19 protein-coding genes and 1 pseudogene are annotated in these 17,091 nt (G+C 43.2%); 3 read left to right on the forward strand and 17 right to left on the reverse strand.

All coding sequences use genetic code 11. The features are described from left to right. Nucleotides 1–11 precede the first annotated feature (11 nt). The 6 genes from cccB to hpf all read right to left on the reverse strand — a co-directional run bounded on the left by cccB (nt 12) and on the right by hpf (nt 6,332). Nucleotides 12–365 carry a cytochrome c551 gene (gene cccB, locus LF817_RS08630; RefSeq protein WP_253935393.1) on the reverse strand — a complete coding sequence of 118 codons (354 nt, stop codon included), beginning with the start codon at nt 363–365 and terminating at the stop codon, nt 12–14. Nucleotides 366–424: 59 nt separating this feature from the next. Then, on the reverse strand, nt 425–1,264 hold the full coding sequence (locus LF817_RS08635; protein ID WP_371925025.1) for a YitT family protein: 840 nt from the start codon (nt 1,262–1,264) through the stop codon (nt 425–427). 211 nt (nt 1,265–1,475) lie between these two features. Continuing rightward, nucleotides 1,476–2,577 (reverse strand): peptide chain release factor 2 gene (gene prfB, locus LF817_RS08640; protein ID WP_253935394.1). Its coding sequence is split into 2 segments (ribosomal slippage): nt 1,476–2,504 and nt 2,506–2,577, totalling 1,101 coding nucleotides; the frame shifts between segments, so codons are not numbered across the junction. A gap of 81 nt (nt 2,578–2,658) precedes the next feature. Continuing rightward, nucleotides 2,659–5,175 carry a preprotein translocase subunit SecA gene (secA, locus tag LF817_RS08645; RefSeq protein WP_253935395.1) on the reverse strand — a complete coding sequence of 839 codons (2,517 nt, stop codon included), beginning with the start codon at nt 5,173–5,175 and terminating at the stop codon, nt 2,659–2,661. Nucleotides 5,176–5,347: 172 nt separating this feature from the next. Then, on the reverse strand, nt 5,348–5,548 hold the full coding sequence (locus tag LF817_RS08650) for a hypothetical protein (RefSeq protein ID WP_253935396.1): 201 nt from the start codon (nt 5,546–5,548) through the stop codon (nt 5,348–5,350). A 229-nt stretch (nt 5,549–5,777) separates the two neighbouring features. Then, a complete protein-coding gene (hpf, locus tag LF817_RS08655; protein ID WP_253935397.1) occupies nt 5,778–6,332 on the reverse strand; it encodes a ribosome hibernation-promoting factor, HPF/YfiA family in 555 nt (184 codons plus the stop codon). A 928-nt stretch (nt 6,333–7,260) separates the two neighbouring features. On the opposite strand from hpf, the gene LF817_RS08660 reads away from it, so the two are divergent. Genes LF817_RS08660 through LF817_RS08670 form a run of 3 tightly spaced genes read left to right on the forward strand, consistent with a single transcriptional unit; the run spans nt 7,261 to nt 9,817 of the window. Further along, complete coding sequence (locus LF817_RS08660; RefSeq protein ID WP_253935398.1) at nt 7,261–8,055, forward strand: ABC transporter ATP-binding protein; 795 nt, start codon at nt 7,261–7,263, stop codon at nt 8,053–8,055. Then, entirely contained in the window at nt 8,033–8,791 is a 759-nt protein-coding gene (locus LF817_RS08665; protein ID WP_253935399.1) for an ABC transporter permease, read from the forward strand. Before LF817_RS08660 ends, LF817_RS08665 begins: the two co-directional genes overlap by 23 nt. Before the next feature lie 21 nt (nt 8,792–8,812). Further along, nucleotides 8,813–9,817, forward strand: coding sequence for an aliphatic sulfonate ABC transporter substrate-binding protein (locus tag LF817_RS08670; protein WP_253935400.1), 1,005 nt, complete (start codon nt 8,813–8,815; stop codon nt 9,815–9,817). Between the two features lie 33 nt (nt 9,818–9,850). Here the strand turns inward: LF817_RS08670 and LF817_RS08675 are convergent, their stop codons facing one another. The 11 genes and pseudogenes from LF817_RS08675 to flgK all read right to left on the reverse strand — a co-directional run bounded on the left by LF817_RS08675 (nt 9,851) and on the right by flgK (nt 17,088). Beyond that, complete coding sequence (locus tag LF817_RS08675; RefSeq protein ID WP_253935401.1) at nt 9,851–10,228, reverse strand: DUF8042 domain-containing protein; 378 nt, start codon at nt 10,226–10,228, stop codon at nt 9,851–9,853. Next, a complete protein-coding gene (fliT, locus tag LF817_RS08680; protein ID WP_253935402.1) occupies nt 10,225–10,575 on the reverse strand; it encodes a flagellar protein FliT in 351 nt (116 codons plus the stop codon). The genes LF817_RS08675 and fliT overlap by 4 nt, the downstream gene beginning before the upstream one ends. A 1-nt stretch (nt 10,576) precedes the next feature. Continuing rightward, the gene (fliS, locus tag LF817_RS08685) at nt 10,577–10,966 is read right to left on the reverse strand and encodes a flagellar export chaperone FliS (RefSeq protein ID WP_253935403.1); all 390 of its coding nucleotides are present in this window, start codon (nt 10,964–10,966) and stop codon (nt 10,577–10,579) included. Nucleotides 10,967–10,990: 24 nt separating this feature from the next. Further along, the gene (locus tag LF817_RS08690) at nt 10,991–12,496 is read right to left on the reverse strand and encodes a flagellar hook-associated protein 2 (RefSeq protein ID WP_253935404.1); all 1,506 of its coding nucleotides are present in this window, start codon (nt 12,494–12,496) and stop codon (nt 10,991–10,993) included. Between the two features lie 11 nt (nt 12,497–12,507). Further along, a complete protein-coding gene (gene flaG / locus LF817_RS08695; protein WP_253935405.1) occupies nt 12,508–12,876 on the reverse strand; it encodes a flagellar protein FlaG in 369 nt (122 codons plus the stop codon). A gap of 271 nt (nt 12,877–13,147) precedes the next feature. Then, nucleotides 13,148–13,309: pseudogene (locus tag LF817_RS08700) on the reverse strand (flagellin); the annotation flags it as partial. A 73-nt stretch (nt 13,310–13,382) separates the two neighbouring features. Further along, nucleotides 13,383–13,607, reverse strand: a complete 225-nt coding sequence (gene csrA, locus LF817_RS08705; protein ID WP_253935406.1) for a carbon storage regulator CsrA — start codon at nt 13,605–13,607, stop codon at nt 13,383–13,385. Then, nucleotides 13,594–14,046, reverse strand: a complete 453-nt coding sequence (gene fliW / locus LF817_RS08710) for a flagellar assembly protein FliW (RefSeq protein ID WP_253935407.1) — start codon at nt 14,044–14,046, stop codon at nt 13,594–13,596. Before fliW ends, csrA begins: the two co-directional genes overlap by 14 nt. A 14-nt stretch (nt 14,047–14,060) precedes the next feature. Then, nucleotides 14,061–14,612 (reverse strand): DUF6470 family protein, encoded by a 552-nt coding sequence (locus tag LF817_RS08715; protein ID WP_253935408.1) that lies wholly within the window; start codon nt 14,610–14,612, stop codon nt 14,061–14,063. Between the two features lie 50 nt (nt 14,613–14,662). Continuing rightward, nucleotides 14,663–15,538, reverse strand: a complete 876-nt coding sequence (flgL, locus tag LF817_RS08720) for a flagellar hook-associated protein FlgL (RefSeq protein ID WP_253935409.1) — start codon at nt 15,536–15,538, stop codon at nt 14,663–14,665. 11 nt (nt 15,539–15,549) lie between these two features. Next, the gene (flgK, locus tag LF817_RS08725) at nt 15,550–17,088 is read right to left on the reverse strand and encodes a flagellar hook-associated protein FlgK (protein ID WP_253935410.1); all 1,539 of its coding nucleotides are present in this window, start codon (nt 17,086–17,088) and stop codon (nt 15,550–15,552) included. Nucleotides 17,089–17,091: the final 3 nt, after the last annotated feature.

Below are 17,091 nucleotides of genomic sequence, written 5' to 3' on the forward strand. Positions count from 1 at the left end.
TTATTTATATATCACTCCATTGTTGCAAGCCAGCTCGCTACTAATTCAGCATCACTTTCTTCCACATTCTGCGCTGACATGGAGCCTTTTCCTTCTTGGATGATCGACTGGATCTCATCAGCAGAATATTTAGAGCCGATTTCAGTTAACGCCGGACCGACATTTCCTTCCATGTCGCCGCCGTGACAGCTTGCACAGCTTTGCTGATATACTTCTTCAGCCGCCGCAACATCCCCATCAAAACTGGACTCTTCACTGCCGGTATCTTCAGACTCACCGCCATTTCCGGATTCATCGTCTCCACCGCCACAGGCACCTAATACTAAGATCATCCCTACTAAAGCAGCCCATAATAATTTATTCATCGCGCAACCCCCAAACAGGTAATTTTTTCATAAATGGATTATAGAATAGTATAACCTAATCAACTCGTTTTAAAACCCTCTCCAAGTACTTCTGTTGCGTTCATAGCAACCACGAAAGCTCCTGGGTCAATGAGTTTGACGGTTTGTGTCAATTTAATGAATTCATTTTGCTGAACGACACACATGATGATTCTCCGCTCTTCTTCCGTATACCCTCCGGCACCACTCAACACAGTGACTCCACGATCAATTTCATGTAGAATTGCTGATCTCACTTTGTCCACGTCGTTCGTAATGATCATCACATTTTTAGAGGTGTTCAATCCCACTTGTACAAAATCAATCGTGCGACTGGTCACGAATAATCCGATTAAAGCATATAGTCCTTCTTCTACAGAAAAAACGAGAGCAGACGTAAGAACGATCATACCATCAAATAGAGCCACGCTGACCCCAAGCGGGAGATGCGTAAACTTATGTAGTACTTGAGCCGCTAAATCAATTCCACCAGTAGAAGCGCGCCCTCTAAACACAATACCAAGGCCTAACCCGACACCCATACCACCAAAAATCGCTCCTAAAAGAGGATTTTCTGAAGCCGGCTCCAATTGACTCGTCAACAAAACGAACAAAGGAAGCACCATCGTACCTACGAATGACTTCAAGCCGAAATTTTTCCCGAGGATAATGACACCTGTAATGAAAAGAGGTACATTAAGAACAGCCTGTACAATCCCCGGCTCCCATCCGAATACTCCTTTAGTTATCGTACTGATTCCTGCAACTCCGCCTGAAGCAATATTATTGGGGAGTAGAAAGATATTAAAAGCGAGCGCCACAAAGAATGACCCCAGAATGACTAGTCCGTATTCAATAATATGTCGTAATAAAGGGGGCATAGGCTGGCGCCGGTATTTTTTTGCCATCATCATACTAAATTCCTCCTGAATGAGTCGACTGCCGTTTAGGAGTATACCACTGAGAAGATCAGAATGTAAACGCGATTGTGATAACGTATTACTATGGTAAAGTGTGAAGTTATTATATTTGTAGAAGCTACCTGTAAAACAGAAAAACCCTCTCTTCATGTGGAAAAGAGAGGGTTCTACATTAATTCATTTTGGAACGCAGGAAAGCGTTAATGAACTTATCAAGCTCCCCATCCATGACGGCCTGGGAATTTCCGTTTTCTACATTGGTACGGTGGTCTTTCACCATAGAATATGGATGGAAAACGTAGGAGCGGATTTGACTGCCCCAGCCAATTTCCTTTTGCTCCCCTCGAATATCATCAAGTTCAGCCTGTTGACGTTCTATTTCCAGCTGATAAAGCTTAGATTTAAGCATTTTCATTGCTTGATCCCTGTTTTTCAACTGTGACCGCTCGGATTGACAAGTCACAACAGTTTTAGTCGGGACATGAGTAATTCGAACTGCTGAGTCTGTCGTGTTGACGTGCTGACCGCCAGCCCCGCTGGATCGGTACGTGTCAATTTTCAAGTCCTCAGTTCTCACATCAATTTCGACCTCATCATTGAATTCAGGCATAACTTCGCATGAAACAAACGACGTGTGACGCCGTCCAGATGAATCGAATGGAGAAATACGGACGAGGCGATGCACGCCTTTTTCAGCTTTCAAATAGCCATAAGCGTTATGTCCTTTTATCAGCAGAGTTACACTTTTCACTCCAGCTTCGTCACCAGGAAGATAATCCATCGTTTCGACAGAAAAACCTTTCTTCTCGGCATAACGGGTATACATCCGAAGCAGCATGCTCGCCCAGTCCTGCGACTCAGTTCCGCCTGCCCCCGGGTGCAGCTCAAGGATGGCATTATTTTTGTCATAAGGTTCACTTAGAAGCATGTTAAGCTCAAATTCGTTAAGGTTTTCAACGAGCACGGTCACTTCCTCTTCCAGTTCCTTACGAAGTTCTTCATCTTCCTCTTCTTTTACAAGCTCATAAGAGACTTCCAGGTTTTCGTGGGATTCTTCATGCTCCTCCAATGTGTGTACAAGGCTTTTCAGTCCATTCACTTCATTGATAACTTTTTGAGCGTTTTCCTGTTGATCCCAAAATCCCGGCTCTGTCATTTCTTCTTCTAGCTCAGCAATGCGGGTCTTCTTTTGTTCGACGTCAAAGAGACCCCCTGAAGTCCGCTAATCGTTTAGCTGTATTATCGAGTTCGTGGCGAATTTCTGCCATATCCATTTTCCATCACTCCTAGTAAGATTCAAGACGTCACATAAGCACAAGGGAAGACACCCTCTTATACGAGGGTGTCCTCTTCTATTAAGATCCGTGACAATTTTTATATTTTTTACCGCTGCCGCATGGGCAAGGGTCATTACGGCCTACCGTGTCTTTTTTAACATAAGGCGTTTTTCTTTTAGTTTCTTTACTTTCTTCGCCGTCACCTGAAACAGCTTTCGCACCCTGCGCAACTTCCTGACGCTGGAGGTTGTTCCGGATTTGGGCTTTCATGACGTACTTGGCCACTTCTTCATCAATGGTTTGAACCATCGCCTCGAACATACTGAAACCTTCGAATTGATATTCACGAAGAGGATCATTCTGTCCATAAGCGCGTAAATGGATACCTTGACGAAGCTGATCCATTTGGTCGATATGATCCATCCATTTCTGGTCGACCGTCCGCAGCAGGATGACTTTCTCGAATTCTCTCATTTGCTCTTCTGTGAGCTCAGCTTCTTTTTCGTCATAACGTACTTTAACTTTTTCTAAGATGAGCTCTTCCATCTCTTCAGGATCTTTACCTTTTAAGTCTTCGACCGTTACATCGCCTTCATGAAGCAGGTTGGCTTTCACGTATTCTACAATAGAATCAAGCTCCCAATCGTCATCGATTTCCTCAGACGTATGAGCCTGCACGGTTTTTCGCACGACGTTTTGAATCATCTGTTCGATGATTTCGCGCAGGTTGTCGGAAGTGAGAACATCATAGCGCTGTTTATAAATGACTTCACGCTGCTGACGAAGCACATCATCATATGAAAGTATCGTTTTACGCGCATCGAAGTTATTACCCTCGACCCGTTTCTGAGCCGATTCCACAGCTCTTGAAATCATTTTACTTTCAATCGGCTGTGAATCGTCCATACCGAGGCGTTCCATCATGTTGCGCATATTATCTGAAGCGAAACGGCGCATCAGCTCATCATCAGTAGCCAAATAAAACTGTGACATCCCCGGATCACCTTGACGACCTGAACGACCACGCAGTTGATTATCGATCCGACGTGATTCGTGACGCTCTGTACCTATGACAGCAAGTCCGCCCGCGTCACGGACGCCATCACCTAATTTAATGTCAGTACCACGTCCGGCCATGTTCGTTGCAATAGTCACTGCGCCTTTTTGGCCTGCATTTTCAATGATTTCCGCTTCTCGGAAGTGGTTTTTTGCGTTCAGCACATTATGAGGTACTTTAGCCTTAGTCAAATAACGGGAGATAATCTCTGACGTTTCAACAGCTACTGTTCCGACAAGCACAGGCTGTCCTTTTTCATAACGTTCTTTAATATCTTCTACGACGGCACGGAATTTGCCATCCATCGTCTTATAAACAAGATCTGGTTTGTCATCACGGATAATCGGCTGATTCGTCGGAATCGCTATGACACGCATATTGTATATATTCAAGAACTCTTCTTCTTCTGTTTTAGCCGTACCGGTCATCCCCGACAGCTTTTCATACATCCGGAATAAGTTCTGGAATGTGATAGAGGCAAGGGTCATGCTTTCATTTTGAATCTGCAAGCCTTCTTTAGCTTCTATCGCCTGATGCAGCCCATCACTATAGCGTCGTCCTTTCATAAGACGGCCAGTGAATTGGTCGACGATAACGACTTCATCGTCTTCAACAACATAATCCGTATCACGATGCATCGTCGTGTGGGCTTTTAAAGCCTGGTTGATGTGGTGGATCAATGATACGTTTGAAAGATCGAACAAGTTCTCAATTTTGAAGAATTTTTCTGCTTTGTTGATCCCTTCTTCCGTCAGCTGGACGTTCTTCGTCTTTTCATCAAACGTAAATTCATCATCACGTTCAAGAAGACGCACAAAGGAATTCGCCGCCTGATACAAATCAGCCGACTTGGACGCTGAGCCGGAAATGATCAATGGAGTACGCGCTTCATCGACCAGAATGGAGTCAACCTCATCAATGATCGCAAAGTGAAGCGGACGCTGCACCATCTGCTCTTTATATAAAACCATATTGTCACGCAAATAATCGAAACCAAACTCGTTGTTGGTTCCGTACGTAATATCAGCCAAATAAGCTTCTCTTTTATCATCTTTGGACATTCCATTTAAGTTCAAACCAACAGTCAGACCGAGGAATTGAAAAAGCTCACCCATTTCCTTCGCATCACGACTCGCTAGATAGTCGTTGACCGTAATAATGTGAACACCTTTCCCGGTTATAGCGTTCAAATATGCAGGCATAGTAGAAGCTAATGTTTTACCTTCACCTGTTTTCATTTCGGCTATATTCCCTTCGTGTAGGGCTGCAGCACCAAGGATCTGGACAGTGAAAGGGCGCATACCTAACACGCGTTTGGAGGCTTCACGTACGACAGCATAAGCTTCCACCATCATATCATCAAGCTTTTCTCCTTTTTCATATCGGGACTTGAATTCATCTGTTTTATTGCGAAGACCATCGTCAGACAGCTTCTCTAAATCTGATTCTAACTCATCTACCTTCTCCGCTATTTTTTCTAAGCTTTTAAGTTGGCGTGAGTTTCCATCACCAAAAATCTTTTTTAATGTTCCAAGCATTGCAACCGCTCCTCTTTAATATCCTATCTTCGGTTGAATAGTTTAATCCACACCTTATCATAACACTAAGAACAGCGAAATGACAACAAATCAGAGAACGTGAAGGACCGGTCTGAGCGAAGAAATACCGACGGAGCAGTCCGGGGGTGAACTGCCCGATCGGCGGAGGCGATTATAAGGAAGGAGAAGGGGCCAAGCGGGGTTGCTGCTCACGAATCAACTGATGCTCCATGTTCGATTGACGCTGATCGACTTCATATATACGTCGATTAGCCGTACCAATGATTTCTACGAGCTGAGCAATCGTTTCTTCTTGTTGTTTTAAACGTTCATATAAATGAACGCAATCTGAGCAAGTGTAAGTACGGGTCATGATTTCGCCTCCATGGTAGGATTGTTACTATTTATTTATATCATGGAAGCAATTGAAAGAAAAAAGGCGGAATTTCGATAATCAATCGTGAGGAAGGATATAAAAATCATTTTTGAGTAGAAGGAAAGTGGATTATAATGGACATTTTTACTAAGGTGCTGGGGATCTTCGTTATATTAAATGAATTTAAAAAGCAGCCCCATTTTACTGAGGCTGCCCTTTTCTCTAATTAAGTTTCAATTAAGCCATATCGTCCGTCTCTACGTTTGTAGACAATATTCGTTTCATCTGTATCCGCGTTAGTGAATACGAAAAACGCGTGTCCAAGCAGATCCATTTGTAAAGCGGCTTCTTCACTGTCCATAGGTTTCAGGTCGAAACGCTTCGTTTTTACAATTTCCACTTCGGATTCATCGTTATCATATTTCTCGGCTTGAGCTTCTCTTTCCATTTCAGCGAATACATATTTTGGAGCGCCCTCCTGACGGGATCTCCGGTTCACTTTTGTTTTGTATTTACGGATTTGTCTTTCTAATTTATCTACAACAAGGTCGATGGCAGCATATAAATCTGAATTGTGCTCCTCAGCACGCAATAGTAAATTTTTCATCGGGATTGTGACCTCGATTTTCTGCTCATCATTATAGACACTTAAATTAACGTGAACTTCAGAAGACGGCGGAGTCTCGAAATAACGCTCCAATTTGCCCACCTTTTTTTGAACATAATCTTTGATGGGATCCGTCACCTCTAAGTTTTCACCACGAATGTTATAATTTAACATATACAAGTGTCCTCCTTTCATCCTTATGTAGTTTATATTCTACCATACCCTTGCCCATTCCTGCATAAACTTTCTGAACTTTACAATAATCATTGTCGAACTTTTGTGGAATTGGAGGAAATACCATGAAAGTTGGTTGAATAATTCCATTTAATAGTTGAATTTTGAAAGAATATGGTCGAATTAAAACAGATGATGTAGGTATTATATTATTCTTACCTCTTGTATATGTTTTTTAAAATAGTTAGAGAATATTATTTACATAGATTATAGAAAGGATTAAGTAAGCTTTTGCAAAACTCCCGGCCCCTTTTAAAAAGAAGCTTTACCTCGAAGCCCCCCTCGAACACATGCCAGTTACACAATCATCGAAAACGACTATAGAAAATTCTTCTTCATTTATATTGGACAAGAATCACTTTTCTACTATTTAAAAACAAACTCCATGTCAAATTGCACAAGACATTCGATGTCACCTTCTCCACGTCAAAATCATGAGAGAGCTTTGCATGATTATTCTGTTTTTCTAAAATTGACCATCAAAAATAGAAATTTCCGCGAATTCTGATTTATGAAATCCTCCTCGACGGCTAATAAATTGCTTGCTTCTTTACCATTATCTGCAGTGGGAAGCACTAAAGGCCGCTTTTACCTTCTATTGAAGAAAATAATGACCGTCTCCTTTAAATGGGAGCGGTTTTGCCATTATTTCCTCCAATGACGGAATTAATTCGACCAATGAGTGAGATAATTCAACCACAAACTACGATAATTTCTTCACAACACATCATATTTCTTCTAACTTTTAAAAATATTTCAATAATTCAATGAGAATCATTGCACGTTTCTTGAATCATGGTATAATCTAAAACTACAGCTAAAACCAACTAAGTTTATAGGAATTATACATATATAGGGGAGGGATCACATGTTTCTTCAATTAAATGACGTAGGAAAAACATTCGAAGATAAGGAAAAAGGAAAATTTGAAGTTTTTTCTAACATTGATTTATCAATAGACAGAAAAGAATTTGTATCGCTATTAGGACCCTCCGGCTGCGGGAAATCCACGTTACTTTCGATGGTAGCAGGCCTGGAACATGCTACATCCGGAACGATTCAGCTAGAAGACAAACAAATTAAACAGGCAGGCCCGGACCGGGGCATGGTCTTCCAGCAGCCCTCATTGTTCCCCTGGCTTAATGTGCGTGATAATGTCACCTTCCCATTAAAATCCACCATGTCTAAGCAGGAAGCTGAAAAACGAGCCGACCATTTTTTGAAAATGGTTCACTTGAGCCGCTTCAAAAAACATTACACGTATGAATTATCCGGCGGCATGCAGCAGCGTGTAGCAATCGCACGCGCTTTAGCAATGGATCCTAAAGTTCTCCTCATGGATGAACCGTTTGGCGCTCTTGATGAACAGACTCGTCACATACTCCACGATGAACTCATCAAAATTTGGGAAGAGACTCAAAAAACGATACTGTTCGTCACTCACAGTATCCAGGAAGCAATCAAGCTCTCTGATCGCATCATCGTTATGGGCACTCGCCCTGGCCGTATTATCGCTGATTATAACGTCGATATTCCGAGACCTAGAATAAGATCTGACGAACGAGTGATTGAGATGGAAGATAAAGTGATGAATCTGCTAAAAGAAGAAATCAATAAAGTACTGAAGGAAGAATTAAACGATGAACTTGAATATTCTTATTAAACGCATCCTTTTTCTAGTCGCTGTCTTAGGTATCTGGCAATTAGTTTTCACCGCAGGCATTTTGGAAGAAATCATTTTCCCATCTCCTACAAGTGTTTGGGAAGCTCTTTATAATGGATTTACTACTGGAGACTTTCTCGGAGCATTAGGCGCCAGTTTCAGGCACTTATTCATAGGATTAGCGATGGCGATTGGTTTTGGCACAGTGATCGGAGTAATTCTCGGCAAGTCGAAGCAGGCGGATGAAACCGCCGGCATGTATTTAATTGCCATGCAGAGTATTCCGAGTATCGTCTGGGTACCGCTCGCTATTATGTTATTCGGATTCTCAGAGTTCGCTGTTATTTTCGTAGTTGTTCTCGGTGGAACGTTTGTTATGGCGTTAAACGTACGAACCGCAATCCAAAGTGTTCCCCCGCAGTTCATACGAGCCGCAAGAACTATGGGAACGAGAGGCATCAGCTCTTTTTTCAGAGTCGAAATCCCTTCAAGCGTACCTTATTTTATGACCGGGCTGCGCTTAGCGTGGGCATTCAGCTGGCGAGCGTTAATGGCTGGTGAGCTGTTAAGTAACGGACCGGGGCTAGGCTATTCACTAGCCTACGCTCAGGATTATGCACGTATGGATCAGGTCGTTGCGATTATCGTCATTATTGGCGTTATCGGAGCAGTCGTTGATCAATTCGTATTTTCAAAACTAGAGAAAAATGTAAGAAACCGTTGGGGTTTATCTTGAATATAGAAAGGGAGAGTTATATTGAAAAAATTAATTACAGGATTCAGCTTTATTATATTAATCGGAATACTTTCTGCTTGCGGAAGCAGCTCCACTTCAGGAAGTGGAAACTCAGACAAAGATGAAGTGACTATCGGTTACTTCCCTAACATCGATCATGCGGCAGGAATGGTAGCAGAAGATAAAGGGTTTTATGAAGAAACCTTACCAGACGGAACAGACGTAAATTATCAATATTTTCCTGATGGTTCAGCCTTCATGACGGCGATTGAAACCGGGGAAATCGAAGGCGGAATTGTAGGACCGGGGCCAGCAATGAATCACTTTACAAGTGGAGCGAAAATCAATATCGTTGCAGCCGGAGCGACGGGCGGTACCGTCATTATGGCTAGAAATGGCGCAGACATCGAATCTGCTGAAGATATTAAAGGAAAAACATTTATCTCTCCTCGTGTCGGTTGTACACACGATGTTCAATTTGAAACGATGATGAAAAATGAATTTGGAATCACTTCTGATCGTCTGGACGGCGAAATGAAACACGTCACAGGTAAACCGGCCACTTACAGCAGTATGTTCGAATCTGGAAAAGTCGACGTAGCAGCTGTACCTGAACCATGGGCCGCTTACATCGAAGCACAAGGTACCGGAGAAGTGCTTTTCCAAAATGACGAAGTCGCTCATAACGAAAATATGCCTGCTTCTGTTTTTGTAACTTCCGAAAAGTTGAAAGAGAAAGACCCGGGATTGATCCAAAACTTAGTTGATGCACATAAAAAAGCGACAGACTTCGTAAACGAGAACCCTGAAGAATCGAAAGAAATAGCAATCGCACAAATTAAAGAGATCACTGATCAGGAATTATCCCAAGAAGTGGTAGACAGCTCATGGGAGCGCATGAACTTCACGTATGAAGTTGAAGCGAATGAAATCCAAATGTTCGCTGACTCCTCTTATGAACTACAATTCCTTGAAGAAAAACCGAACTTGAATGGATTAGTCGATACGACATTCATTGAAGAATAAGCAAAAGAGCCTTTCCGATGTGAAAGGCTCTTTTTAATGAGAAATATAAGGGAAAATGTAAGCCTGCATCTTTGACTTCCACCTTTCAAAGGAGGGAATCAGCTGTTGGTTCAACGTCAGACTTTTCTTATCAGCCGCTTTTGCTTGGACCCATTCCTCAAACACTACAATTACATCATGGAAATCAGTCAACAGTTCCTGAGAATAGAAAGGATCATCGAGAACATCCACGATATGAGTATGAGACCGGTGCATTTTTTCAAAAGCCTTAATCGTGTCCCTGAAGACGATCTTTGGCCCCTGCTTATTCATGTTCGCTCCATCTAAGTACTGAAAAGCTTCGCTTACTCCCGTCAACACCTGCATGTATTCATAAAGCATCTCCTGCTCTTCAACTGTACGCTGTCTCATTTTTTTCTGTCCATAAACATGCCGTCAAACGAGGAGACACTTTGATAAGGGTTCATATAGCGCTGCGTACTTGATTTCTGCCTTCTCATCTGCCGAAGCTCAACCTTCAACCCGTTAAAAAGAAACTCAAGCTTCTGATTAATATCGAGGTCCAAACTCATCACAGTTTGAACAATTTCTTTTTCCTTATTGGTTTGAGGTTGAGGAAGCTGTTGAATGATCGCCGAACGCTCGCCAAGTAACCGCTGGATTTCCTGGACAACTTCCTGGCGATTATCGTCGGTGACTTTGCGATTTACTTCCTTAGATAAAAGTTCGGTGATCGTTAAAAAATGCTGCCACCCCATACTAAGCTGTTCCGCCTGCGCCATATTGAGCTTTTCTGGATTGGAGAAGCACTTGTTTCCACGTATCACGGAACTCGGTCACCAACCCCTCCACCTCATCCAAAATAGCCGGATCATTTTGAATGTTAGCTTCGATTAGCCGACGGTTCATATACTCATACAGTGGAAGAACATCCTCAGCCACAGCGTAATCCTGATTCATCGTCACCATCAGTTCACGAATGATCGCTTGCGCTTTTTGAATGACGGTATTTTTTTGTTCAATCTCATTATTTTCCATAGCTTTCTTGCCAGCGCGGATGAATTTAATGCATCCGTTATAAAGCATCAACGTAAGTTCGCCTGGAGAAGCTGTTTCTACTGAGTTGTTTTGATAGGCTTGGATTGACATCTAAACAAACACTCCTTTATATTATTACATCATACCTGCTGAAAAGTTTTGTTGAATATAAGCTGATTGTGAGTTCATCTCCTGAATTGCTTTCTCCATGGCACCAAATTCCGACCAGTAGCGGTCTTCGATTTGCGTCAGCTTACTCTCAAAGCTGAGCATACGCTGGTCGACATTCACTAATTCCCTGCCTAAAGTAAAGCTTTGATTGGTACTCGTCTCTTTTCCAGCCTTGCGTTCAATTGAAGTCCGCGTACTGCCGATAATATCTTCAAGACGGCGTACAATCCCCTTCTCATCACCCTCTCCATCATTAGAAAAAAGGGATTTTACAGAAGAAGCATCTTCGCTTAAAGCATTGCGAAGCTTTTCTTCATCGACCTCAAGCTTACCACGGTCGCGGTAATTAGAGGACGTTTCAATGCCGATTTGCGAAAGAATATTAAACTCGCCGTCAGATTCGACCTTGCTGTACCAGCTTGTCCTCATTTGAGCGAGAGCGCCGGACAAGACAGAATCTCCTTGAAGCAGGCCTTTTCTCGACTGCTCCTCCCACTTCTCAATTTCATCCTCTTCCATAGCTTCTTTCTGCTGTTCGGTCAAAGGGGGATAATCACGATTTTTTCTTTCATTCAGCTTATCACCCAGACTTTCGATGATGTCATTGTATTTATTAACGAAGTCAGTAATTTTTTCAACAGCTCCATCAACGTTATTAGTAACGTTGACAGTAGATTTCCCTACTTCGTGAAGAGTAAAGTCGACACCGTTAACTGAGTAATTATTGTCATGGGACGTAATTTCAAAGCCACTATCATTATACGTAAACTTTGCGTCACTCCCGCCTTTTTCTTCACCGGTGAGACCTAAGGTACTCGTTAAAAAGTTCGGTCCACCGCCAAAATCGATTTCATTTCCATCGGAGTTGTAATTTCCCGTCTCATCTCGCTCAATCATCACTTTATCGGCACTTTTATCATAAAAAGCCCTCACGCCGATTTGAGAATCATTAATTTCTTCTAGAACATCATTTAATGAATCACTTGAATCAATGGAAAACACATGAGATTTTTCTCCATCTTTCCCGTATGTCTTAATCTCAAAGTCACTTTCATCCAGTCCATTGGCAAAGAAACCTCTTTGAGAATCTAACGAAGCATCAGGATCAAACTCATCGTTTCCACCCGTAATCGTTCCTTCAGAGTAATTATAAGCAGCAGAGGCAAGCTGAGTAACCTCCACACTATATCGGCCTTCCCCAGCACTCGAGCTAGCTTTCGCACTTACGGCAGAATTAGAGGAAGAAGCCTCTTTTGATTGATATGTACGATCAAGCTTCATATCCAGCGCTAAATTATCAAGCTCAAGAAACTTCTTATTTACATCTCGGTACTCATCACGCTGCCACTCAAGCTTCGTCTTCTCCTGTTCCATCTTATTCAGCGGCATCCGTTCAGCTTCCATCAAATCTCTGATAATAGTATCAGTATCAATACCGGAAGCCAGCCCGCCAACTCGCATATCACTCATCAAATCACCTCTTATATTTTGTCATCTACGATGAAACCAAGAAACTCAGCCATCGCCCCATAATAATCCAGCATCTTTTTAGGAGGAATCTCCTTCACGACCTCTCTCGTCTTCATATCGACGATCGTCACATAGTACTCATCCAATTTATCATGCATCTCGAACCGCAAAGACGTCGGCTCATAATCCAACAACTCATTCATCTTAGCAATAATCTCTCCAGCATGCAGTTTATCGGGCGCACCGCCGAGATATGGAGTGCTCTTATCTTTTTCCTTCTGTATCTGCTTCAAATTCTCCTGAACAGCTGAAATATCACTAAGTTGGATTGTGCTTCTGTGCAGGAGCTGTGATTGGGTCATGCTTTTTTTGACATCCACCTTCAACAACTCCCCATGTTATATGGTTTAGTTTTTATATCGGTTATTTTTTATGATTGTTGAGTGGTTAGATGAAATGGAGGTGTCTATTGTATGGGCTGTTTTGTGGAGGGTTTCGTGATAACTGGGTTAAGGGGAGTAAATATATTTTCACGCTATTGATGAAAGGAGAAAAAAGTTAACTTAAATAACTCAGTCAAAAATTCCTCCTAGTAAAAGGACCCTATGAATAAGGTCCTTTCCAAATATATTAATGTAGTAACTGAAGAAATCATGGTGGATGCTGATTGCCTTGAGCTAACATCGCTTGAGATGCTTGCCCTAAAAAAGAATTCTTCGTTTGGGTCATCATTTCCTCGGCCTTGTCCAAGTCTTTGATACGAGTTGCTGCTGTTAAGTTCTCAGAAGACGTTCCAAAGTTGTAAATAGAAAGGACTAATCTATTTTAATAAGCTTTCACTTGAGCTCGTGAAGCTGAAACAGAAACTATAGCACTGCCAAGACTATCAATTGGACGAATTTTTCAGCAAATCTAGTAAATCCCCTGAGAATGTAGCCGCTTCGGCGTTCTCTTCCTGTATGGCCACGTAAATTTCCTGGCGGTGGATTTCTATGTGCTTAGGTGCTTCGATCCCTAGCTTCACCTGACCGCCTTCAATAGATACGACTTTCACTTCGATGTCATCACCTATGCGGACGGATTCTCCTGATTTTCGATTAAGGACGAGCATAGGTTTCACCGCCTTCATTTGTAAACAGTGGATGCTTTGTGCGATAGGTCGTTTGGTTCAGGATGATTTGCTTCGCCTGACCGTTATTGATGTTCATAATGATCGGTGCCTGCAGATTAAGGGTGGACTGAGCGAACGGCTCTTTCAATGTGACAACACTATATATGGCCACATCCTCGGGCTTAGTAATGCCAAGTCCTTCCTGTGATTTTTCGTCCAGGTCGAATTCATAATTTTTATAAAATAAATACGGATTGGTAACGATGAGCGCAACGCCTGCTTCATCCACTGATTGCAGGGCGAGATACAGGCTGGTTTCGTCTACCGGCAGCAATATGAATGTGTGATAGCTTTCAAAGCCCGGGATTCCTTTTTTAAACGTAATGCAGTCGTTTTCTTTCACTTTGATATCGCCAAAGTATTTCGTCGCAATGTTCATGATTTCCACCTTCCTTACACTTTCCAGTCAATTTGTATATCCGGGTACTGCTGCATATAGGTACTTACTTTTCCTTGTTGAAAGGAGGTTTCAGGGTTTCTTCTTTCCACATTAATGACCGGCTCGTTTCGCTGGACAGAGATATCAGCTTCGGCCGGCTGATAATGAAGATCTACTAACTCGTGGGTCGGGGAGCGTCCGAGTTGAATGTCAAAGTCAAATCCTGAGTTGCGCTCAGCTTGAGACGCGATCGGGTTGCCTCCATTTTCTATCTTCATCAACTCATCGCCTTCTGAAGAGACACGGGCTACCCCCTGCATCCACTTTTGCTCACCGACTTGTGCCGTTTCTTTTGTCCGCAGAAGTGCATTTTTTAAATCAATATTGTGCCAGGCTTTTGTCTGATCGATTGTAAGCTTGCCAGGCCGCTGCTGAATAGACAGATCCGCTTTAGGCTGCTGGATTGATTGCTGCGCTTTCGGCTGACGGATCGTCTGCTGTCCACGGTCTATAGTTAATGCCAGTCTTGCCGGTGTTGATTTTATTTGAATTTGTGAAACAGCCATCCGAAAACACCTCCTCTAAAAAATGAGACTGCCTCTGCAAAGAGACAGCCTTATCTAAGAAAGTCCATCAGCGACGGTTGAATGATCCGGGAACCTACGCCCATCGCGGCCCGGTGAACACTTTCTTGTGCTTTTAAGTCAGTAATCACTTTTTCAATGTCCGCATCTTCATTATCGGACATCATTTTAGTAGCGCTCACCTGCTGAGTGCCTAAGCGGTCCTCAATCAGCTCGACACGGTTCATTCTCGCGCCTAAATCGGCACGCTCGCCGACAAAGCTGTTCACATGATTATCCATTTGGCTCAAACTGCTGCTGAGCTCGTCTTCACTTGCGCCGCTTTCTAAATCGAAAGCGAATTTTTCTATATCAGCAAATAAGTCCTCGTTAAACACGGAGCTCGGTGTAATGTTTGCCTGGATTTTAACTCCTGAGGACACTTCGATTTCTACCGATGCATCACTGACGTTCAGCTCATACGTATCAGGATCAATCGGTTTCTCCGTCGTATTCGCTCCATTAAAGATGTATTTGCCGTTGACTTGTGTGTTGCCTACCTCAGCCAAATGCTCTTTCAATTGGCGCACTTCTTTAGCGATATTCTCCCGTTCCTCGCCTTCATACGTCCCATTGCTTGCCTGTACGTTCAGCTCTCGGATCCTTTGAACCGCCTGGGTCGCTTCATCTAAAGCGGCATCACTATTATCCATCCAATTATGAACTTCCCCGATATTACGCTGGAATTGCTCCACCTGACCAAGCTGAGAACGATAGTTCATGCCTTTCATCGCCACTACAGGGTCCTGGGAGGGTTTGCTGATTTTTTTGCCGGTTGAGAGCTGTTCTTGATACTTTCCTAAATCCCCGTAGCTGCTGCTTAAATTACGCAGCATATTATTCGATAACATTCCTTGAGTTACACGCATGTACTACTCACCTACCTTCCCACGACGCCCATTTGATTGATGATACGGTCCAACATTTCATCCACAACCGTGATGTTCCGTGCCGAAGCGTTGTAAGCATGCTGGAATTTAATCATGTTCGTCATTTCTTCATCTAAAGATACCGAGCTGACGGACTCACGCTGCTGTTGAACCGAATCTTTCAATGTAGTTGTATTGCCCTGCATGCGCTGAGCTTCCTGTGTTTCCACAGCCATGGCGCCGATCATAGATTCATAGTAATCATCTAAAGACGTTTCTTCGCCAAACAGCTCATTGGCATCATTTTGCACATTAGCTAAAGCAGATGCATTATCTCCATTACCCGACAAAGCTTCATCAGCCGCTGCAATATGATCGGCGTCTGCTTTTATCTCATCCGTAATGTCTAATTGACCAGCCAAGCCTTCGATTACGCCTTCTTCATTTTTCTCTCCCAACACTTCAAAAAAGGCAGGGACTTCCACATCGTCTGCAACACTGTTCAATGATTCTCCGCTCTTATGTACTTCGTTGAAAGCTTCGGTAAATCCTGTGGCCATTTTGTCTAAGTCACGCAGCATATTTTCATATGTTCCGACCGCACCACCGTCGTTGTTAAGATAACCTCCCGAATCCATTAAACCTTTCAGCTTTCCGATGGAAGTGAAATCCTCGACCGTCATTGCCCCGCCACCGAGCCCAACTGATGTCGTCAACCCTTCACCGTTGGAATTGACAGTTAATTCATTAGTAGAGTTGTCTGCTCCGTTTACTAGATTCGGCTTGAGGGCTGCTCCATTTTCACCGATAATGGTAATGTTCGCTTTCCCAGTAGCCATCGGATCAGCGGATGACGGAGGTTCTTCGTAGGATACGTCGATATTCACATGGCCGGAAAGCTTATCAATCAAGTTATCGCGCTCATCATACAAGTCGTTCGGAACCATACCGTGAGGCTCCACTTCCGCAATTTGCTGATTCAAATTGTTAATTTGATTTGCCATTGAGTTAATTTCTTTCGTCGTCACTTCGATTTCCGCCGAAATATCTTCCTGCACATTGTTCAACGTGTTCGACAAGTAATTGAACGTCTCCGCTACGGCCTGTCCACGCTGACGCACGACCGAACGGGCACCGGAATCTTCTGGATTGACCGCTAGATCCTGAAGGGAATTCCAGAAGCGATCCATTGTTTTGGATAATCCATCCTCCGAAGGTTCATTCATAATTTCCTCAAGGCGGCCAAGCTCATCGGCACGAGCCTCGTAGTAACCGGCTTTATTATTTTCACTCCGATACTGATCGTCAAGATAGCCTACTCGAATTCGTTCAATCGCTCCAATTTGAACACCGCTGCCCACCTGCCCCGGGATTTCCGGACGGTTTCTTGAAGCCGGCGGATAAGGTCCGGATGATTCAAAATTAACTCGCTGCCTCGTATATCCTTCTGTATTCGCATTCGATATGTTATGCCCCGTCGTATGTAATGCAGATTGCTGGGCAAACAACCCGCGTTTGGCCACTTCCAACCCGCCAAAAGTTGATCCCATAAA

The organism is Halobacillus sp. A1 (assembly GCF_024189295.1).
GTDB lineage: Bacteria > Bacillota > Bacilli > Bacillales > Halobacillaceae > Halobacillus_A.

Coding starts and splice junctions, on each gene's coding strand:
- LF817_RS08715 (WP_253935408.1), bottom strand. CDS start 14,612: ATGGCTGTTTCACAAATTCAAATAAAATCAACACCGGCAAGACTGGCA.
- LF817_RS08665 (WP_253935399.1), top strand. CDS start 8,033: ATGAACTTGAATATTCTTATTAAACGCATCCTTTTTCTAGTCGCTGTC.
- LF817_RS08690 (WP_253935404.1), bottom strand. CDS start 12,496: ATGAGTGATATGCGAGTTGGCGGGCTGGCTTCCGGTATTGATACTGAT.
- secA (WP_253935395.1), bottom strand. CDS start 5,175: ATGCTTGGAACATTAAAAAAGATTTTTGGTGATGGAAACTCACGCCAA.
- LF817_RS08635 (WP_371925025.1), bottom strand. CDS start 1,264: ATGCCCCCTTTATTACGACATATTATTGAATACGGACTAGTCATTCTG.
- LF817_RS08675 (WP_253935401.1), bottom strand. CDS start 10,228: ATGAGACAGCGTACAGTTGAAGAGCAGGAGATGCTTTATGAATACATG.
- fliS (WP_253935403.1), bottom strand. CDS start 10,966: ATGTCAATCCAAGCCTATCAAAACAACTCAGTAGAAACAGCTTCTCCA.
- flgK (WP_253935410.1), bottom strand. CDS start 17,088: ATGGGATCAACTTTTGGCGGGTTGGAAGTGGCCAAACGCGGGTTGTTT.
- flgL (WP_253935409.1), bottom strand. CDS start 15,538: ATGCGTGTAACTCAAGGAATGTTATCGAATAATATGCTGCGTAATTTA.
- csrA (WP_253935406.1), bottom strand. CDS start 13,607: ATGCTCGTCCTTAATCGAAAATCAGGAGAATCCGTCCGCATAGGTGAT.
- LF817_RS08650 (WP_253935396.1), bottom strand. CDS start 5,548: ATGACCCGTACTTACACTTGCTCAGATTGCGTTCATTTATATGAACGT.
- fliW (WP_253935407.1), bottom strand. CDS start 14,046: ATGAACATTGCGACGAAATACTTTGGCGATATCAAAGTGAAAGAAAAC.
- cccB (WP_253935393.1), bottom strand. CDS start 365: ATGAATAAATTATTATGGGCTGCTTTAGTAGGGATGATCTTAGTATTA.
- hpf (WP_253935397.1), bottom strand. CDS start 6,332: ATGTTAAATTATAACATTCGTGGTGAAAACTTAGAGGTGACGGATCCC.
- LF817_RS08660 (WP_253935398.1), top strand. CDS start 7,261: ATGTTTCTTCAATTAAATGACGTAGGAAAAACATTCGAAGATAAGGAA.
- fliT (WP_253935402.1), bottom strand. CDS start 10,575: ATGGGGTGGCAGCATTTTTTAACGATCACCGAACTTTTATCTAAGGAA.